Here is a 19,425-nt window from a genome sequence, read left to right as displayed (position 1 = left end):
CCAATCAGCGGAAGGGGCGCTTTTCTTTTCTCGTGCGCCGGTTGCGGGCCAGCCCGCCGGCCAAGTCGCCAGGGTGACCAGCGGAACGTCAGGAGAGGATCGCCCGTGCGATGTCGTCAGCGTCGCGTAGGGTCCGGCTTCCTGCGTCAAGGGAGGCGCCCGCCTCGGCGGCGATCGCGGTCCCCCACTGGACAGAGGTGAGCTGCAAACCCAGGACGAAGAGATTTTCGTGCGCCAAACCGTTCGCACCCACCGCCCGGTACGGCGGCTTGGTAACGTCGAGGCCGGGGGAAACCTCCGGCACGCCACCCTCGGACATTGTGGTTCGCGCACGCACCAGCCCATCCTCGAGCAGCCGGCGGAGCAGGACCGAACGGTTCTGATCCACCCGGTTGGCCGGCATCATCGCCTCGACGAGCACGCCGGCGTCGTACTTGGTTCCCACCACCCATGGGGAGGACACAGCGAACCTTCCGAGCTCCTTGTTCAGCTCGTACCGCGGCGCCGGACCGGCGAAACGCACGACGCCGGCGCGTGCCAGTGCGGCAAGCTGCTCAATCCGCAGGGCGGGCGGACCACTCGCAAGGCCCTCGACGAGCGGCTCGAACCAGCCCCGTAGTTCCGCGGTCCATGACGCCTGCGTGATACCACCGTCGGAGACGACCTGTTTGATCACTGTACGTCCCGCGTTCATGGCACCGATAGCCATCTTGAGGGGATCATCTTCGCCGCGGTCGGACCCGGCGGCATCCTCTTCGAGATAGTGCAGCACGGCCCGGTTGTATTCCTCCGCTGAGGCAAACCGGTGCCGTCCGAACGGCCGGGCGAGCGCTTCGAGATCCAGCCGATCGGCGAAGGGTACCGCCGCGTCGAGGAGTTGCTCCAGCCGGCCGGGCCATGCAGTGTCGGAGTCCTCGAGCACGTCCTGGAGCGATGTAAGGAAGGTATCCGTCAATCCCGATGTGCGGGCGAGCGTGCTGTAGTAGGCCCAGATGGCGTCACGGTGCAGCAGCGGCCAGAGGTCGTGGTCGAAACCGGGCTGGATCCCGTTCGCCGCGAAACTGCAGGCCCGCTCCAGAGTGCAGTAGCGGAGGCGGACGCTACGCGGAACGTAACTGTCCAGTTTGGCCTTCGCCCGGTACGGCGTACCCCGCCGGGACCCCGCGATGACCAGCGGCTCCCTCCCCGAAGGCCGGTATGTCAGCGCCCGGCCGGCCGGTTCGCCGCTGGGAACAAACGTCCCGCCCCGACCTTCGGTTAGGTGGGTGATGATGTCGAAGAAGTTCAGGCCAAGCCCGCGCACCAACACAGGCTTGCGCGCCGGAAGCCGGTTCCAGTCAGCGTCAGCCGGCACATTCGGCGGCCAGTACTGCAGCCCGAAGCGGGCTGCGCCGTCACGCAGCGCTTCCTGCTCCGGATTCAGTTGCGCGGGGAGATGGCCCAGTGCAAGCACGACGGCGTCACTCATCACCATGCCCCCGTCGCCGAGCTCGACCCGGAAGCCCTCTGACAATGACTCGACGTGCTGTGCCTCGGCGCGGTGCTCGACGACGGAAAATCCGTCACCAAAGCGCTCGGTGAGCGACGCGTAAACCCATTCGAGGTAGCGGCCGTACAGCGGCCGGCTGGCGAAGTCCGCGAAGCTGAGCGACTCAAGCTCTTTCCGGTCCTCATCACCGAGCCGGTCATCCGGTACCGCGGTCATCATCTGCCGCCAGTCGTCAAAGGACCAGGGAACAAGCGACTGCGCGCGCTCCGCGGCAGCCTCTCCGACGGGAACCACGGTGGGAAAGAGCGCCGGGGTGTTCATGAGGAAATGCCGCGACTGGTCAGTACGCCACACGTGCCCCGAACCGGGGTTATAGGGGTCGATCAAGTGCACCGTGGTACGTGGCCGGTGTGCCTTGGGGCGGGCAGCCCAGTTCGCAGCGAGGCGTTCAAGGACGGAAGTGCCGCGCGGACCGGCGCCGATGATGGCTACCTGTACTGTCCGCGTCGCTTCCATCCATCTAGGTTATCGGCCGCACAGGGCGGTCCCGTTCAGCGAAGTCCGCACAGCGGAGCGCGCTCAGCTGCCGCCCACATAAGCTGCCAGATGCTCACCCGTCAGGGTGGGACGGTCACGCTTGTGCCCGTCCACGAGCTCTACCGGCGTTCCCTCGAAAACGATACTGCCGCCGTCGTGCCCGGCCCCCGGACCGAGATCGATGATCCAGTCAGCGTGGGCCATCACTGCCTGGTGGTGCTCAATAACCAGAACCGATTTACCGGAGTCCACCAGGCGGTCCAGCAGTCCGAGCAACTGCTCGACGTCGGCGAGGTGCAGGCCGGTGGTCGGCTCGTCGAGGACGTAGATATCACCCTTCTCCCCCATCTGCGTGGCGAGCTTGAGGCGTTGCCGCTCGCCTCCCGAGAGTGTGGTGAGCGGCTGGCCGAGGCTGAGGTAACCCAGACCTACGTCGGCCATACGCTCCAGAATCTTGTAGGCGGCCGGGGTGCGCGCATCACCGTCACCGAAGAACGCCGTCGCTTCGGACACCGGCATGGCGAGAACCTCGGAGATGTTCTTCCCACTGAGCGTGTACTCGAGCACGGCGGCCTGGAAGCGCTTGCCTTCACAGTCCTCACAGGTGGATTCCATGGTTGCCATGACACCAAGGTCCGTGTAGATGACACCGGCACCGTTGCAGGTGGGACAAGCGCCCTCGGAGTTGGAACTGAAGAGGGCGGGTTTGACGCCGTTTTCCTTGGCGAAGGCCTTGCGGATCGGCTCGAGCAGCCCGGTATAGGTGGCAGGGTTGCTTCGCCGTGAGCCGCGGATGGCAGCCTGGTCGATGACCACAACGCCGTCGCGCTGTGCAACGGATCCGTGGATAAGTGAGCTCTTGCCGGACCCGGCCACACCGGTGACGACGCACAGCACCCCGAGCGGGATGTCGACGTCGACGTTCTGGAGATTGTGCATCGATGCTCCCCGCACTTCCAGAGACTTCCGGGAAGGACGTACAGCCTCCTTGAGCTTCGCACGGTCGTCGAGGTGACGGCCGGTGATAGTGTCGCTCTTCCGCAGCCCTTCCACGGTTCCCTCGAAGCAGACCGTTCCGCCTCCGGTGCCGGCTCCCGGTCCGAGGTCGATGACGTGGTCGGCGATGGTGATCGTTTCAGGTTTGTGTTCCACGACGAGCACGGTGTTGCCCTTGTCCCGCAACTGCAGCAGCAGTTTATTCATGCGCTCGATATCGTGGGGATGGAGACCGATGCTGGGTTCGTCGAAGACATACGTCACGTCGGTAAGAGAGGAGCCGAGATGCCGGATCATCTTGGTTCGCTGCGCCTCACCGCCGGAAAGCGTACCTGCGGGCCGGTCAAGTGAAAGGTAACCCAAACCGATTTCCGCGAAGGAGTCCAGGAGGTGCTGCAGGCCCTTCAGCAGCGGAGCCACCGACGGCTCCTTGAGGTCCCGCAGCCAGTACGCGAGGTCGCTGATCTGCATGGCGCAGACCTCGGCGATGTTCTTTCCCGCGATCTTCGAGGACAGCGACTCCTTCGTGAGCCTTGTCCCCTTGCAGTCCGGGCAGGTCTGGAAGGTCACCGCGCGCTCCACGAATCGCCGCACATGCGGTTGCATGGCTTCCGGGTCCTTGGACAGCATCGACTTCTGGATCTTGGGGATGATGCCTTCGAACGTGAGGTTTATGCCCTCGACCTTGATCTTCGTCGGCTCCGCATAGAGCATCGTGTCGAGCTGCTTCTTGGTGAACTTCGCGATGGGTCTGTCCATCGGCAGGCTCATGCCCTCGAACAGCCTGCCGTACCACCCGTCCATCGAATATCCGGGCACAGTCAGTGCGCCGTCGGAGAGTGATTTGGTCTCGTCGTACAGGGCGGAACGGTCGATGTCGCTGACGTTGCCCATACCCTCGCACCTCGGACACATACCCCCCAGATAGACAGCCTCGCTGACCACGCTCTTCTCCACGCGGCCGCCCTTGTCAGTGGACATGACGCCGCTGGCCTTGCGGGTCGGGACGTTGAAGGAGTACGCGGTGGGTGGACCGACGTAGGGCGATCCGAGCCGGCTGAAGAGGATGCGGAGCATCGCGTTGGCATCGGTGGCCGTACCAACGGTGGAGCGCGGGTTGGCGCCCATTCGCTCCTGGTCAACGATGATCGCCGTGGTGATCCCTTCAAGCAGGTCGACGTCGGGCCGCGCGAGCGTCGGCATGAACCCCTGTACGAAGGCACTGTACGTTTCATTGATCATCCGCTGGGATTCCGCTGCGATTGTGGCGAAGACGAGGGAACTTTTGCCCGAACCTGAAACCCCGGTGAACACCGTCAAGCGCCGCTTTGGAATCTCGACGCTGATGTCCTTCAGGTTGTTTTCCCGGGCGCCCTGCACACGGATCAGGTCGTGGGTATCCGCAAGATGCATAGCCTCATCTAATCAGTTTGTCCCTTCGATGGGCAGACCCTTGTGTAGGGGGCAAGAAAGACGTCCGACCGGCAGGTTGCCTAAGATAACGGTATGACGTCCACCACACAGCGGCATGACCCGGTAATCGACGACGAGTTCCTTTGGCTTGAGGACATCCGCGGGGACAAACCCCTGGAGTGGGTGCGCGACCAGAACGCGGTCACTGAGGGGGTCCTCGTCAACGAGGCGTTCCTGGCCGGGGAACAGCGTCTGCTTGAAGTGCTCGACTCCACGGATCGCATTCCCATGGTGGGCAAGCGCGGCGAGCACTACTACAACTTCTGGCGCGACAAGGATCACCCCAAAGGGCTGTGGCGGCGGACCACCTGGGACAGCTACCTGACCGATGCCCCGGAGTGGGACGTCCTTCTCGACGTCGATGCCCTGGCGGCAGCCGAGGGCCAGGAGTGGGTATGGGGCGGCGCGCTCTTCCTTCGCCCACCTGCCGGCGAGCCATATCGGCGTGCGCTGATTGCCCTCTCCCCCGATGGCGGCGACGCACAGCGCTACCGCGAGTACGACGTCGTCGACCGCTCCTTTGCGGAGGTCGGCTTCGACATCCCGGTGGCGAAGAGCAGAATCAGTTGGGCCGGGCCGGATGCACTGCATGTCGGCACCGACTTCGGGCCGGGGTCCATGACCACGAGCTCCTATCCGCGGACGGTGCGGACCCTGCGCCGCGGTGAGCCGCTGGAAGCTGCGCAGCTGTACTTCGAGATCCCCGAAAACTCGATGATGGCTGCCGTCATGCATGACCAGACGCCGGGTTTCGAACGCGACGTCGCTTCGCACATTGTCGACTTCTACTCCAGCCGAACCTATCTGCGCCGCGAGAACGAGTGGGTGCGCATCGACGTCCCCGACGACGTCAACGTGTCGCTGCACAGGGAATGGCTGTTGCTCCGTCCCCGAACTGATCTCGAACTCGATGGCGTGACCTACCGCGGCGGTTCGCTCCAGGCTGCGCTGTTGGAGGATTTCCTCGCCGGAAACCGCGCGCTGACTCCACTGTTCGAGCCGGATGCGCACACCGCCCTGCAGTCCTGGAGCTGGACGCGCGATTACCTTCTACTCAACCTTCTCAAGGACGTCTCCTCGGAGATCCGCGTGCTCAACCCGGCCGACTCCTGGTCGGCTGAGCTGCTGGACGCCTGCCCGCCCCTGCACTCAGTGGATGCTTACGCGGTGGATGACGAGGATGATGACGCCGGCAACGACTACTGGCTCATCGCGACCGGCTTCCTCACACCGACCACGGTGGTGCGGGGCACCATTGGTGGGGTGCATGAGGAAGTGAAGGCGTCGCCGTCGTACTTTGACGAGTCGTCCTTCACCGTCGAACAGCACTTTGCGGTGTCCAGTGACGGCACCCGGGTGCCCTACTTCCAGGTGGCGTCGAAAGAGCTGGTGCTCGACGGCGGCAACCCGACCCTGCTCTCCGGGTACGGCGGATTCGAGCACGCCATGACGCCGGTGTACAGCGGGGTCACCGGCAGGGGCTGGCTGGAGCGCCGGACCGCTGATGGCCGCCCCGGAGTGTATGTGCTCGCCAATATTCGGGGTGGTGGCGAATACGGACCTGCCTGGCATCAGGCAGCGCTGCATGCCAACCGGCATCGGGCGTACGAGGATTTCGCGGCCATAGCGCAGGATCTGGTGGACCGCGGCATTACGCGCCCGGAGCTGCTGGGCTGCACGGGCAGGAGCAACGGCGGGCTGCTGGTGGGCAACATGCTGACGCAGTATCCGCATCTGTTCGGGGCAATCTCGTGCGGCGTACCGCTGCTGGATATGAAGCGGTACACCAAGCTCTCCGCCGGGTATTCGTGGATCGCCGAGTACGGTGATCCGGACAAGCCGGAGCAGTGGGAATACGTCCGGACGTTCTCGCCGTACCACCGGTTGCAGGAAGGTGTGGCATATCCGAAGACGCTGATCTGGACCGCGACCAGTGACGACCGTGTCGGCCCCGTCCAGGCACGCAAGATGGCGGCGCGGATGAAGGCGCTTGGGGTCGACAACGTGTGGTTCCACGAAGCGCTTGAGGGTGGCCATGCCGGTGCATCGGATAACCGCCAGGCGGCGCGCATGCACGCCATGTCCTACGAATTCCTGTGGAAGGCGCTCACCGGCCAGCTGTAGGGCGGGCTTATTTTGCTCTTGCCCGGAGGTTCTGGGTAGTCTTGGGTGGCTAGTAATAGCTGCTGGAGACGTGCCAGAGCGGCCGAATGGGCTTCACTGCTAATGAAGTGTGGGCCTAAAGCCTACCGGGGGTTCAAATCCCCCCGTCTCCGCGTTGTGAAAAGGCGCCCCGGTTTGGTTACCGGGGCGCCTTTCCTTTTGTCGTCAGCCGGATGTCTAAGGCCGGTTCAGGCTCCACCAGGCCTGCACGTCAGGCCTTCAGCGCCAGCACAAAGGGAAGTACTTCCTTGGCACCGACCTGGCGGAGCGCCCGTCCGGCTACCGTGAGGCTCCAGCGGCTGTCTGCGAAGTCATCGACGAGCAGTACCGGCCCCGGGTTTGCCCCGAACCAGGCACGGCCTTCTTCAGGCACCGCGAACCTGTCCCACACCGAGGCAAGACGGAACGCACTGTTGCCGCCGGAGCTCCCGCTCGGCCACCCCTGGGGCAACTGCAGGGTCCCGAGGTACGGAATGCGGCCGACACCAGCCAGTCCCTCGGCGAGCGAACGGATGAGAAGGGGCCGCCGTCGTGATGGCATGCCGACGACCCCGACCGGCCGGGCGTCCCATTGCCACTCGGACAACACACGAACACAGGCCTGCAGGGTAGCCGGATCCAGGGGTGCGTCCTGGGATGAGTCCGCGAGGAGTTCACGCACCCGGTTTCCCCAGCCGAGGTCCGTCATACGTGCGAGCGCGCGCCCGGCGGAAACCTGCCGGTCTCCAGCGATGCGCCCCTTGACCGGGACGCTGAGCTTGTCCATCCCGGAAGGCCACTGCCCTCTGGGTTCAACGAGAACGCCGACCCGCCCGAGTGCGCTGCCGGCGCTTTCGGACGCGTCGTGGGACACCTCATCCGAGTACCACGGCCCTGCGCAGTTGTCGCATCTGCCGCACGGCGCCGCAGCAGGATCATCCAGTGCTGCGGCGAGGAACTCCATGCGGCAGCCGCCGGTGTTCTCGTAATCGAGCATTGAGTTCTGTTCCTGTACACGGGCCTTGGATATCCGCGCGTAGCGCTCGCGATCATAGGTCCAGGGTTTTCCGGTGGCCTGCCAGCCTCCTGTGACCTTTTGCACGGCGCCGTCCACATCAAGCACCTTCAGAAGGAGTTCGAGCGGCGAGCGCCTCACGTCCACCCGGGTTTCCAATGCCGGTGTGGAAAGAACCGCGCCACCGGCCAGCTCTTCGAGGATGCGCTGGGCTTTGTCTTCAGCGGGCATCGACGACGTGGCGAAGTATTCCCAGATCTCCCGGTCCTCGTTCCCGGGAAGCAGAAGCACATCAGCATTAGGGGTCCCACGGCCGGCCCTTCCCACCTGCTGGTAGTAGGCAACCGGGGAAGATGGCGCGCCGAGGTGAACCACGAAGCCGAGGTCCGGCTTGTCGAAGCCCATACCGAGCGCGCTGGTGGCGACCAGTGCCTTGACCTCGTTGTTCTTCAGGGCCTTCTCTGCCGATTCCCGGTCTGCCGGGTCGGTACGCCCTGTATAGGCCAGCACCGCGTGCCCGCTTTCACGCAGAAGGCGTGCCGTGTCTTCCGCCGCGGAGACTGTGAGGGTATAGATGATTCCGCTCCCGGGAAGATCTCCGAGGTGAGTCAGCAACCATGCGAGCCTGGAACGTGGGCTGGGAAGGCGGAGCACACCGAGCCGCAGTGACTTGCGGGCAAGCTCGCCGCGCAGCGTATAGACGGCAGTGCCGTCTGTGCCGAGTTGATCCTCAACGTCCTTCACCACCCGCGAGTTCGCGGTAGCCGTTGTCGCGAGCACAGGGACGCCCTGCGGCAGCGTAGTAATGAGATCGCGGAGGCGGCGGTAATCGGGCCGGAAATCGTGGCCCCAGTCAGAGATGCAGTGGGCCTCGTCGATCACCAGCAGCCCTGTGCGTCGGACAAGTTCGGGCAGCTGATTCTCCCGGAAGGCCGGGTTGTTGAGCCGTTCGGGGGATACAAGCAGAACATCGAGCTGGTCGGCGTCAAGCAGGGCAGTGATCTCCTGCCACTCCGCCTGGTTCGCCGAATTGATAGCCGCGGCTCGCACGCCCGCCCGTTCAGCCGCCGCAACCTGGTCCCGCATGAGGGCGAGCAACGGGGACACGATGAGGGTTGGCCCAGCGCCTGCAGCACGCAGCAGAAGGCTCGCAACGAAGTACACCGCTGACTTTCCCCACCCTGTGCGCTGGACCACCAGGGCGCGGCGGCCGCCGTTGACCAGCGCCTCGATAGCCTCGAACTGTCCCTCGTGGAAGGCGGCGTCCTTAAGCCCCACGAGCGTTTGAAGAATCGAAAGTGCCTGCTGGTGGAGCGTGGTTGTTTCAGCCATGCGCCCCAGTATGGCAGTTGCTCCTGACGCATTCGCCGCCCGTTTGCGCAGTGTGGAGATCCGCCGTCATCCATTACTCCCCCGCCCATGGAAGGACCGGCCTGAGCAGTTAGACTTTCCAGCGTGAACACAACCATCGACCTTTCCGCATCGTTCAAGGCCTACGACGTACGAGGGATCGTTGGTGAGACCATCACCGTGGAGTCCGTCCGGGCGGTCGGCGCGGCTTTCGTCGATGTGCTGCAGCTCTCCGGGAAAACGGTTCTGGTGGGTGGAGACATGCGCCCCTCCTCCCCCGAGTTCTCCGAGGCGTTCGCTGAAGGAGCGACCACCCGCGGTGCGGATGTCGTGTTCCTTGGCCTGATTTCTACCGACGAGCTCTACTACGCCAGCGGAACCTATAACGCAGCGGGCGTCACCTTCACCGCCAGCCACAATCCTGCTCAGTACAACGGCATGAAGATGTCCCGTCCCGGCGCGGTTCCGACGTCTTCGGAGACGGGCCTCGCCGAAGTGCAGGAACTGGCCGAACGGTATCTGGCGGAAGGCACCATTCCCGTGGCCGACCGGCGAGGCTCCACGTCCTCGCGGGACGTCCTGAAGGACTACGCCGAGTACCTGCGTTCACTCGTGGACCTCTCTGGGAGCCGTCCGTTGAAGGTGGTCGTGGATGCAGGCAACGGCATGGCCGGGCTCACCACTCCCGCAGTACTGGGCGCCGAGTACCTGGACGCGCTTCCGCTGGACATCGTTCCGCTCTATTTCGAGCTTGATGGCACCTTCCCCAACCACCCCGCGAACCCGCTCGAGCCGGAGAACCTGCGCGACCTGCAGCGGGCTGTAGTCAGCAACGGGGCGGACATAGGCCTGGCGTTCGACGGCGACGCCGACCGGTGCTTCGTCATCGACGAGCAGGGCAACCCGGTATCGCCCAGCGCCATCACCGGCATGGTCGCGAGGCGGGAGATCCGCCGGGCGCAGGCGGCCGGGGAGCGGAAACCGGTCATCATCCACAACCTCATCACCTCGCGCGCCGTGCCTGAACTCGTCCGGGCCGAGGGCGCGCAGCCGGTGCGCACCCGGGTTGGCCACTCATTCATCAAGGCCGTCATGGCAGAGGAAGGCGCAGTCTTCGGCGGAGAGCACTCGGCCCACTACTACTTCCGTGAATTCTGGAATGCTGACACTGGAATGCTGGCGGCGATGCATGTACTCGCCGCGCTCGGCGAGCAGGATCAGCCGCTGTCAGAACTCGGCCGGGAATACGAGCCCTACTTCGCGTCCGGTGAGATCAATAGCCGGCTCGATGACGTCGGTTCCGCCACCGCGCGGGTGCGGCAGGAATTCGAAAACGACGGCGTCACGGTGGATGAATTGGACGGTCTCACGTTCACTGCCGAGGACGGCTCCTGGTGGTTCAACCTCCGTGCATCCAACACCGAACCGTTCCTGAGGCTCAACGCCGAAGCCGAAGACCCCCAGACCCTCGAAACCCTCACTGCCGCTGTACTCGAGCAGATCCGCCAGTAGCAGCCGGTCCGGAGAATGCAGTGTGGCCGGCTCCGCGTTCATCGCAGAACCGGCCACACAAGTCACTCAGCACGCGTCCGCTAAACGGCGAATCGCGCCTTGAGCCGCTGCAGCTCACTGGAAAGCTCGTCCGGCAGCGAATCGCCGAACTGCTGGTACCACTGCTCGATTCCTTCGAGTTCCGCTGCCCATTCCTCCCTGTCGACGCGAACCGCCTGCTCGACGTCAGCAGGCCTGAGGTCCAGACCGGTCAGGTCGAGGGAATCCGGCGCGGGCACGTACCCGATCGGCGTTTCGACTGCATCGGCTTCGCCTTCGAGCCGCTCAATGATCCACTTGAGTACGCGGGAGTTGTCGCCGAAGCCCGGCCACGCGAAACCGCCGTCCGCCGTGCGGCGGAACCAGTTCACAAGGAAGATCTTCGGCAATCGGGCCTGGTTCGCCTTCCCGCTGACCTTCAGCCAGTGGCTCAGGTAATCACCGGCGTCGTACCCGATAAAGGGAAGCATAGCCATCGGGTCGCGGCGGACCCTGCCGACCGCGCCGGCAGCGGCGGCCGTAGTCTCCGACGACAGTGTGGAGCCCATGAAGATTCCGTTGGTCCAGTCTCGCGACTCGGTGACCAGCGGGACCGTGGTCTTGCGCCGGCCGCCGAACAGGATGGCCGACAGCTCAACACCCTCCGGATCGTTGAACTCCTCGGCGAGCATGTCAATCTGGTCAATCGGCGTGCAGAACCGGGCGTTGGGGTGCGCGGCAGTTGCGCCCGAGGAAGGCGTCCACTCCTCACCCTTCCAGTCCGTCAGGTGCGCAGGCACTTCCTCGGTCATGCCCTCCCACCAGACACCGCCGTCGTCGGTCAGTGCCACATTGGTGAAGATTGAGTTCCCCTTGGCGATAGCGCGCATGGCATTGGGGTTGGTTCCCCAACCGGTGCCGGGCGCTACGCCGAACAGACCTGCTTCGGGATTGATCGCGCGGAGTTCGCCTTCTTCACCGAAGCGCATCCAGGTGATGTCGTCACCGAGTGTTTCGACTTTCCACCCCTCAATGGTCGGGTCAAGGAGAGCTAGGTTCGTCTTGCCGCAAGCGGAAGGGAAAGCTGCGGAGACGTAGTAGGTCTTGTTCTGCGGCGAGGTGAGCTTCAGGATGAGCATGTGCTCCGCCAGCCAGCCCTCGTCGCGGGCCATCACGGAGGCGATGCGCAGCGCGTAGCACTTCTTGCCGAGCAGCGCGTTTCCGCCGTATCCGGAGCCGAAGGACCAGATGGAGCGTTCCTCAGGGAAGTGCACGATCCACTTCTCGTCGTTGCACGGCCATGGGACGTCCTGCTGCCCGGGTTCGAGCGGCGCACCGAGGGAATGCAGGGCTGGAACGAATTCGGCGTCGAGCTCCGTCAACCGGTCGAGGACCCTTGTGCCGATGGTTGCCATGATGCGCATGGACGTGACGACGTACGCGCTGTCAGTGATCTCCACGCCGAATTTAGGGCTCGAGGCGTCAAGGTGGCCCATGACGAACGGGATCACGTACATGGTCCGGCCGCGCATGGAACCGGCGAACAGGCCGCGAAGCTTCTCCTTCATCGCGTCCGGGTCCATCCAGTTGTTGGTGAACCCTGCGGCACGCTCGTCACGGGAGCAGATGAACGTCTGCTCTTCGACGCGGGCAACATCGGCCGGGTCGGAGAACGCCGCAAAAGAATTGGGGAAGATCTCAGGGTTGAGGCGTGTGAACGTACCTGCGGAGACCAGCTCGTCGGTGAGTTGGTTGTTCTCCTCTTCGGATCCGTTGACCCAATACACCCGATCCGGCTGGGTCAGCGCGGCAGTTTCCTCAACCCAGGCCAGCAGTCCCTGGTGGGTTGTCGGTGCGGATGTTGCTGCATCCCGGTCAGTCGCTCGGTCCGCGAGCAGCGGCTGTCGCGCAAAATCGCCCATTTCTCTTCCCTTCGTTGGGTGGATGGTGTGTATTGATGCTAGGGGTGGGGTCCCGGGCAACTTCCGCGACCGCTCGCTTTTACTTCCGCCCGGATTCGTGGTGATCCGCGAGTTTCTGCGGAATTTGATGGAGCACTGGAACACCTGGTGTGACAAAGGTCACATAGACCGGTCTATACTACCTGCGGGTAGAAAACGCACATCAACGCCAATTAGCATTAGGTTCAGAATGGCTGTAAAGTTATCTACGGCCAAACGGCCATGAAGAAGTCACTAAAATCGGCTTTTGAATTGCGTGCGTAGCTCAACGGATAGAGCATCTGACTACGGATCAGAAGGTTGGGGGTTCGAATCCCTTCGCGCGCACCAGACCAACCGCCCCGGGCAACCGGGGCGGTTCTGCGTTAACCTTCCTGAACAGACTCAAGCCAACTGCTTGCCCAGCCGCGGGTCGGGTGGAAAGCTCAGGACCATGAGCGCTGAGCGAACCACCGACGTCGTCGTTATTGGAGCAGGCGCGGTCGGCGAAAACGCTGCCGCCCGCATAGTCCGGGGTGGGCTCTCCGCCGTGCTCGTGGAGGCCGAACTGGTGGGCGGAGAGTGTTCCTACTGGGCGTGCATGCCGTCCAAGGCACTGCTGCGGCCCGGATCCGCCCTGCAGGCTGCACGTGCTGTGGCCGGCTCACGCGAGGCCGTCACCGGCACGCTGGACGCACAACAAGTGCTCTCCCGACGCAACGAGTTCACGTCCCACTGGGACGATTCATCGCAGGCCGACTGGGTCAACAACACCGGCATCACGCTGATCCGCGGACGTGCGCGCCTGACCGGCGAGCGTCAGGTCGAGGTAACCACCGACGACGGCGCCACCACCCTGGTTGCCCGCCACGCCGTCGTGCTCGCGACCGGATCCACCCAGTTCATCCCACCCATCGACGGGCTTGACGGCCTGAACTACTGGGGCACACGTGAAGCCACGTCCGCCAAGGAGATTCCGGAGAGCCTCACCGTATTGGGAGGCGGCGTCGCGGGAACCGAGCTGGCGCAGGCGTACGCCCGGCTCGGTTCAACGGTCACCCTGGTGGCGCGGAGCGGGCTGCTCGGTAATTATCCGGAACCTGCAGCACGCCTGGTGCAGCAGGGACTGGAGCGCGACGGCGTCACCCTCCATCTGCACACCGACACCGACTCCGTTGCCTACGATGCTGCCCGGTTCCGGGTGAGCCTGGCGGGCGGTGCCGTTGTGGAGTCGGAGAAGCTGCTGGTTTCCACGGGCCGCCATCCGGCACTGGCAGATCTGGGCATCGAGCAATTCGGGCTGGAGCCCAAGGGGATCGATACGGACGATTCCGGGCAGGTCAGGAGTCATCCGTGGCTTTACGCTGTCGGCGACGCCGCCGGGAAGGTTCTCCTCACCCATCAGGGGAAGTACGAGGCGCGGATGACCGGCGACGCCATCGTCGCGCGGGCCAACGGCTTACTCAAGCGAGAGCCGGAACCATGGAGCCCCTTCGCAGCAACCGCGGACGCGTACGCAGTTCCCCAGGTCGTCTTCACCGATCCGGAAATAGCCATGGTCGGCAGAACCCTTGAGGCTGCGAGGACGGACGGGCTGAACGTCAGCGAGACGTCGCTGGATCTTGCGGTCGCCGGATCCTCGCTCCACGCCGACGGGTATGAGGGCTGGGCGCAGATGGTCGTCGACGAGGACCGGAACGTACTGGTGGGCATGACCTTCGCCGGCTCCGACGTCGCCGAGCTGCTGCATGCTGCGACCATCGCAATCACCGGGGAGGTGCCGCTGGACCGCCTCTGGCACGCGGTGCCCGCCTATCCGACGATCAGTGAGGTGTGGCTGCGCCTGCTGGAGAAGTACGGGCTTTAGGCGCGGCGGACTACGAAATCGGTCACGTCGGCATCACGACCGTCCAGCTCCGCCCAGTGGCCGGCATGGTCAAGGACGGTGAGTCCCGCCGTCGGGTAGTGGGTGGCAAGGTCGACGACGGAGTCCTCGTCCGAGTCGACTGACGCGAGCCGCATGGCGAGGTTCTGGATGCCGGGCAGGTGCGCAATAACCAGGACGCTTGTCGCCGTTTCCGGTACGTGGTTGATGACGGCCAGCATTTCGGTAGCGCTCGCCGCATAGAGTTTCGGCTCGAGCCTGGGTGTCGGTGCCTTCTCCCCCAGTTCCTGGCATATCCAGATGCAGGTCTGGCGCGCGCGCAGTGCCGTTGACGTGATGATGAGGTCAGGAAGGGCGTCGTTATCCACCATCCAGCGCCCGATCAGGGGCGCATCCCGATGCCCGCGGGCACTCAGGGGACGCTCATGGTCGCCCACATCGCCATGCCAGTCAGACTTGGCATGGCGCATGAGCATCAGGCGCTTCAGATGGTGCGAGGACATCCCCTCACCCTACTTCGTGCGAAGCGGCAGATTAGATCGAGTACTCCGGAGCGGCCCAGACAACAACCTCGGGGTGCTCGTAGAAGCGGTAACCCTGTCCCCGAACTGTGCGTACGGTGTTGGCCAGCCGACCGAGCTTCGAGCGCAGGCGGCGGATATGCACATCGATGGTGCGCTCATTCGGCACCTCGTCGGCATTGCGCCACAGTCCGCAGAGGAGTTCCTCGCGCCCAACAGTCCGCGACGCATTCTCGACCAGGTAGTTGAGGAGTTCGAATTCCTTGAACGTCAGGTTCAGGATGTCCCCGTCCAGGTGCACTTCGCGCCGCGAAAGGTCGATCAGTACGCCGGTGGGGCGTGGGGCCGGCGGCGGCGTGGGCTGCTGGTCGGTGCGTGGACGGCGATTCACCGTCGGGTCTCCCAGCGCCTGCCGGACAACGTCGATATCAGTGCCGACAGCGTCTGCCGGAGCGAGGGCGACAGCGGCGTGGCTCTGTGCGCCGGGGACAAGGGTGCGGACATATGCCCTCACGTCCTGCGCAAGCTTGCTCAGCGTGGTGTCATGCTCAGCGGCGGTATCCTCATCCAGCGCAACGTAGAGCACGAAGCCGCGTGCGGTTGTGTCACCGGTAACCGGCTGCGGTCCGGGAATCCCGTTGGGAGTGACCACCGGGAGAGGTGCGGTGATGGGCTGCGCATTGTCAGCAGATGATGGTACGGGCTGCAGCTGTCCGTAAGCCGGAGCATATGCGGCAGCAGCCGGCTGACTGTAGGCCGGAAGACCTGGGCGCTGACCGTAGGCCTGCCGTTGAGCGCTGGCCCGGTTCTGGGCGTTGCGGAGGGAAATGTGGACGTATCCGGAAGAAAGGGTCATGTCTAAACAACCTCATGGTGAATCGCCGTCATCACGGCTCGAATGCAGGGGTGTGCCCGGTCGAGATGGAGCTTCTGTGGAGCCCGCCGTTGGGCTAGAAAATGCGTAACAGTGTGGGGTAAGCGGTTACGCGCACATTCGACAACAGCGCGATCCCTGCGCGGACATGATGCCCGAGGAATATGCTGCGGCTGCAGATGCTGCTGAGTTGGTGTTCACAATCCGAATTATTGCACGTAACAATCCGCTACGCACAAGTAACAATGGTAAAGCGTCCGCATTCTGGACTGCGGCTGAAGTAGAGAATTCGTCAACGGCGGCGCGCCGACACCCCACATTCGTGGACGAATCGGGTTCCCTTCCTCACGCAGGAAACAAATGGTCCAAGAAGTGAACCGGTTGCACTGCAGGGTCTCACCCCGTTGCCCGAATGGTGGACAGGGGTGGCCTAGCCCACGACGCCGTACAGGCGGTCCCCCGCATCCCCCAGGCCGGGGACGATGTAGGCGTTCTCGTTCAGCTTCTCGTCAATCGATGCCAGAACTATGGTGACGTTGGCGCCCTCCAGTTCCTGCTTGAGGGCCTCCAGGCCCTCGGGCGCAGCAAGAAGGCAGATGCAGGTTACATCGGCTGCGCCGCGACGGAACAGGAACTTGATTGCTTCACGGAGGGTGCCTCCCGTGGCAAGCATCGGGTCAAGAACGAACACCTGACGGCCGGTCAGGTCATCCGGCAGCCGCTCGGCGTAGGTGATAGCTTCGAGGGTTTCCTCGTTGCGGGCCATACCAAGGAAGCCCACTTCCGCGGTGGGCACCAGGCGCGTCATCCCCTCGAGCATGCCCAGTCCGGCGCGCAGAATAGGAACCACGAGCGGCGTAGGTTTGACCAGACCGGTTCCGACGGCGGTAGTCACCGGTGTCTCGATCTGCACCGGTTCAACACGCACATCCCGGGTTGCCTCATAGGCGAGCAGGGTCACCAGCTCCTCCGTAAGCAGCCGGAAAACCGGTGACGAAGTGTTCTTGTCCCTCAGGACCGTCAGTTTGTGGGACACCAGGGGATGGTCGACAACCAGAACGCGCATTGCTCAAAAGTATCATTGGCACATGCCCGCCCATTCTGCCCCCGCACAGCGGGATCACGCCGCGTGGATGGAGTTGGCTCTGCAGGCGGCCCGGCGCACAGGTGAGACGGCGGATGTGCCGATTGGCGCCGTCGTCGTTGGTCCGGACCGCACGGTACTGGCCACCGGCTGGAACGAACGCGAGGCGACCGGTGATCCCACCGCCCACGCCGAGGTACTCGCGATTCGCCGGGCAGCCGCTGCCCTCGGGGCATGGCGGCTGGAAGGCTGCACGCTCGTGGTGACTTTGGAGCCGTGCTCGATGTGTGCGGGAGCCAGCGTTCTCGCGCGGATCCCCCGGGTTGTCTTCGGGGCATTGGATGAGAAGGCCGGCGCAGCCGGGTCGGTCTTCGACGTTCTGCGTGAACGCCGCCTGAACCACTGGACTGAGGTGTTTCCCGGCGTCCTTGAGGACGAGTGTGCTGCCCTGTTGAAGGAGTTCTTCGCTGTTCGCAGACGCTGACGGCGGTAGCGGCTGCCATCCTGGAAGCTTCCCTTCCATCCTCGTGGCCAACATACTGGAGTGATAAGCCTGCTTATCAACCCGCGGAGGCTCGAAGTGAAGCGACAGAAAAACACGTCCGGTGAAATGATGCGCGGAGCGGTGGCTGGGGCTGCCGGCGTATGGGTGATGGATAAGCTCGGCTGGTTCATGTACAACCGTGAGAATTCGACGGCGCTCAACCGCGAGCACCTCGCACGGATCGGCAACAGGGACGTGGCACATGCAGCGGTGAGGAAAATCGCTCAGCTCACCGGCGCCAACCTGCCCACCCAGCAGCCCAGCGCTCCAGGCATGCTGGTGCACTACGCTCTCGGAGTGCTTCCCGCCGCGCTCTACTGTGTAGCCCGCCATGGGGTCCCGGCGCTGCGTGCGGGCAATGGATCCCTCTACGGATTGGGCCTGTTCGTGCTAATGGATGAAATTCTGGCGCCGAGTCTCGGACTGGCATCGGGGCCAAACAAATACCCTTGGCAGGCACACGCGCGGGGCCTCGTGTCCCATGTTGCGCAAGGCGTGGTGACCGACAGCCTTCTGCGCGTTTTCGACCGTGTCCGCTGACCTCAGTGGCGCCGTCGTCGTCATCACCGGCGCCAGCAGCGGGATTGGCCGGGCCACTGCGCGGGGTTTCGCGAAAGAGGGCGCCCACCTGGTTCTCGCTGCGCGCGGGAACGACAACCTGCAGGAAGTAGGGAACGAGTGCCGTGAGCGCGGGGCCCGCGTGATCTGCCTCCCGACGGACGTCGGTGACGAAGCTCAGGTGGCGGCGCTGATGCAGGCCGCCGTTGATGAATTCGGCCGAATCGATGTCTGCGTGGTGAACGCCTCGGTGTTCGCCTATGGAACTTTCGAGGCCACTCCGTCGGAGGTGTTCAGGAACGTCATCGACACCAACCTTGTAGGCGCTGCCAACACTGCCAGGCAGGCGCTCCCGCAGATGCGGCAACAGGGCACCGGAACCCTGATCTTCATCGGATCCGTCTATTCGAGAATCACCTCTCCGTACGTATCCGCATATGTAGCGGGCAAGTTTGGGCTGCACGGCTTTGTCCGCGTGCTCCGTCAGGAATTGCGCAAGGCCCGCGGCATCCACGTCTGCCTGGTGCTCCCCGCCACAATCGATACGCCCGTTTATCAGCACGCCGCGAACTACACCGGGCATCACGTCCACCCCCTGCCGCCGGTGGTCCATCCCGAGCGGGTGGCGCAGGCGATTCTTCGCAGTGTCAAAACTCCGCGGGCAGTCACCATTGTGGGAGCAGTGCAGCGAACCCTCATACCCGTGCACGCCCTGCTTCCGCGGTTGTATGACCTGTGCGTAGGCCCAGTGATGAACCTCGTTGCCCTTCGCCGTGGCCGCGTAGCTCCGCACCCGGGAACGGTGTTCACACCTGCCCGTGGGGCAAACTCCGTCACCGGCGGGTGGGGCAGGCTGGGACGCCTCCATCGAAGCGCTCCGCCGAAACCGAAAGATCACTCCTCCTCAACGAATCAGCCGCCAACTCATCACACAACTCATCACGAAGGAGCAGCAATGAACTCGCAGCAGGACGGCATGAAGGAACTGGTCAAGATCGTGAAGGATGCGGACATCGCCATCCTGACGACGGTAAACGCTCACGGTCAGCTCGTCAGCCGACCGCTTGCGGTGCAGGACGCCGACTTCGACGGCGACCTGTGGTTCTTCACGGACGACCCCTCCCCGAAGGCGGACGAGATCCGAGCCAACCCTCAGGTGAACGTGTCCATCAGCAGCGGCAAGGGATATGTCTCGATCGCCGGCACGGCCACGCTGACAAAGGACCGTGCCAAGATCGATGAGCTGTGGAGCGCATCCGTGAAGCCCTGGTTTGACGGAAAGAATGACCCGTCAATTGCCCTCATCAAGGTCGACGGCGACACGGCCGAGTACTGGTCTCTGGACACTCCCCGAGTGGTCGCCGCTATCAAGATCGCCAAGGGCATGGTCTCGGGCGATCGCCCCGATCCGCGCAGGAACGACGTCGTAGACCTGTAGTTCCGCTCATTTTGGGAGTGGAGCACCTCAGCCGGTAAAGTGGCACCGT

Annotated in this window: 13 protein-coding genes and 2 tRNA genes; 8 read left to right on the top strand and 7 right to left on the bottom strand. The window is 64.0% G+C overall.

The window, feature by feature from the left end; genetic code table 11:
* Positions 1–88: 88 nt before the first annotated feature.
* Positions 89–2,005 (bottom strand): FAD/NAD(P)-binding protein, encoded by a 1,917-nt coding sequence (locus tag AC4D1W_RS08530; protein ID WP_490898463.1) that lies wholly within the window; start codon positions 2,003–2,005, stop codon positions 89–91.
* 63 nt (positions 2,006–2,068) lie between these two features.
* Positions 2,069–4,435 (bottom strand): ATP-binding cassette domain-containing protein, encoded by a 2,367-nt coding sequence (locus AC4D1W_RS08525; protein WP_490898462.1) that lies wholly within the window; start codon positions 4,433–4,435, stop codon positions 2,069–2,071.
* Positions 4,436–4,528: 93 nt separating this feature from the next.
* On the opposite strand from AC4D1W_RS08525, the gene AC4D1W_RS08520 reads away from it, so the two are divergent.
* Complete coding sequence (locus AC4D1W_RS08520; protein WP_490898461.1) at positions 4,529–6,619, top strand: prolyl oligopeptidase family serine peptidase; 2,091 nt, start codon at positions 4,529–4,531, stop codon at positions 6,617–6,619.
* Between the two features lie 64 nt (positions 6,620–6,683).
* Positions 6,684–6,771: transfer RNA gene (locus tag AC4D1W_RS08515), tRNA-Ser, on the top strand.
* A gap of 98 nt (positions 6,772–6,869) precedes the next feature.
* Here the strand turns inward: AC4D1W_RS08515 and AC4D1W_RS08510 are convergent.
* Complete coding sequence (locus AC4D1W_RS08510; protein ID WP_490898460.1) at positions 6,870–8,984, bottom strand: RecQ family ATP-dependent DNA helicase; 2,115 nt, start codon at positions 8,982–8,984, stop codon at positions 6,870–6,872.
* Between the two features lie 123 nt (positions 8,985–9,107).
* Between AC4D1W_RS08510 and AC4D1W_RS08505 the strand changes: the two genes are divergently transcribed.
* A complete protein-coding gene (locus AC4D1W_RS08505) occupies positions 9,108–10,514 on the top strand; it encodes a phosphomannomutase/phosphoglucomutase (protein WP_490898459.1) in 1,407 nt (468 codons plus the stop codon).
* An 80-nt stretch (positions 10,515–10,594) separates the two neighbouring features.
* On the opposite strand, the gene AC4D1W_RS08500 is transcribed toward AC4D1W_RS08505, so the two are convergent.
* Complete coding sequence (locus AC4D1W_RS08500; protein ID WP_490892585.1) at positions 10,595–12,454, bottom strand: phosphoenolpyruvate carboxykinase (GTP); 1,860 nt, start codon at positions 12,452–12,454, stop codon at positions 10,595–10,597.
* 293 nt (positions 12,455–12,747) lie between these two features.
* Between AC4D1W_RS08500 and AC4D1W_RS08495 the strand changes: the two genes are divergently transcribed.
* Both AC4D1W_RS08495 and AC4D1W_RS08490 read left to right on the top strand, forming a co-directional pair.
* A tRNA-Arg gene (locus AC4D1W_RS08495) sits at positions 12,748–12,823 on the top strand.
* 103 nt (positions 12,824–12,926) lie between these two features.
* Positions 12,927–14,339, top strand: coding sequence for a dihydrolipoyl dehydrogenase family protein (locus AC4D1W_RS08490; protein WP_490898458.1), 1,413 nt, complete (start codon positions 12,927–12,929; stop codon positions 14,337–14,339).
* On the opposite strand, the gene AC4D1W_RS08485 is transcribed toward AC4D1W_RS08490, so the two are convergent.
* From AC4D1W_RS08485 to upp, 3 genes are all read right to left on the bottom strand, one after another.
* Positions 14,336–14,860, bottom strand: coding sequence for a SixA phosphatase family protein (locus AC4D1W_RS08485; protein ID WP_490898457.1), 525 nt, complete (start codon positions 14,858–14,860; stop codon positions 14,336–14,338). The genes AC4D1W_RS08490 and AC4D1W_RS08485 overlap by 4 nt on opposite strands.
* A gap of 31 nt (positions 14,861–14,891) precedes the next feature.
* Positions 14,892–15,734 (bottom strand): winged helix-turn-helix domain-containing protein, encoded by an 843-nt coding sequence (locus AC4D1W_RS08480; protein WP_490898456.1) that lies wholly within the window; start codon positions 15,732–15,734, stop codon positions 14,892–14,894.
* A 448-nt stretch (positions 15,735–16,182) separates the two neighbouring features.
* Positions 16,183–16,818, bottom strand: a complete 636-nt coding sequence (gene upp / locus AC4D1W_RS08475) for a uracil phosphoribosyltransferase (RefSeq protein WP_490892581.1) — start codon at positions 16,816–16,818, stop codon at positions 16,183–16,185.
* Positions 16,819–16,840: 22 nt separating this feature from the next.
* Between upp and tadA the strand changes: the two genes are divergently transcribed.
* The 3 genes from tadA (at position 16,841) to AC4D1W_RS08460 (ending at position 19,376) form a co-directional block, all read left to right on the top strand.
* On the top strand, positions 16,841–17,320 hold the full coding sequence (tadA, locus tag AC4D1W_RS08470) for a tRNA adenosine(34) deaminase TadA (protein ID WP_490898455.1): 480 nt from the start codon (positions 16,841–16,843) through the stop codon (positions 17,318–17,320).
* 96 nt (positions 17,321–17,416) lie between these two features.
* Positions 17,417–17,920 carry a DUF1440 domain-containing protein gene (locus AC4D1W_RS08465; RefSeq protein ID WP_490898454.1) on the top strand — a complete coding sequence of 168 codons (504 nt, stop codon included), beginning with the start codon at positions 17,417–17,419 and terminating at the stop codon, positions 17,918–17,920.
* Positions 17,910–19,376, top strand: coding sequence for an SDR family NAD(P)-dependent oxidoreductase (locus tag AC4D1W_RS08460; protein WP_490898453.1), 1,467 nt, complete (start codon positions 17,910–17,912; stop codon positions 19,374–19,376). Before AC4D1W_RS08465 ends, AC4D1W_RS08460 begins: the two co-directional genes overlap by 11 nt.
* Positions 19,377–19,425 lie beyond the last annotated feature (49 nt).

Source organism: Arthrobacter sp. TJ-170 (genome assembly GCF_058269305.1).
This window is presented reverse-complemented; position numbering and strand designations above follow the sequence as displayed.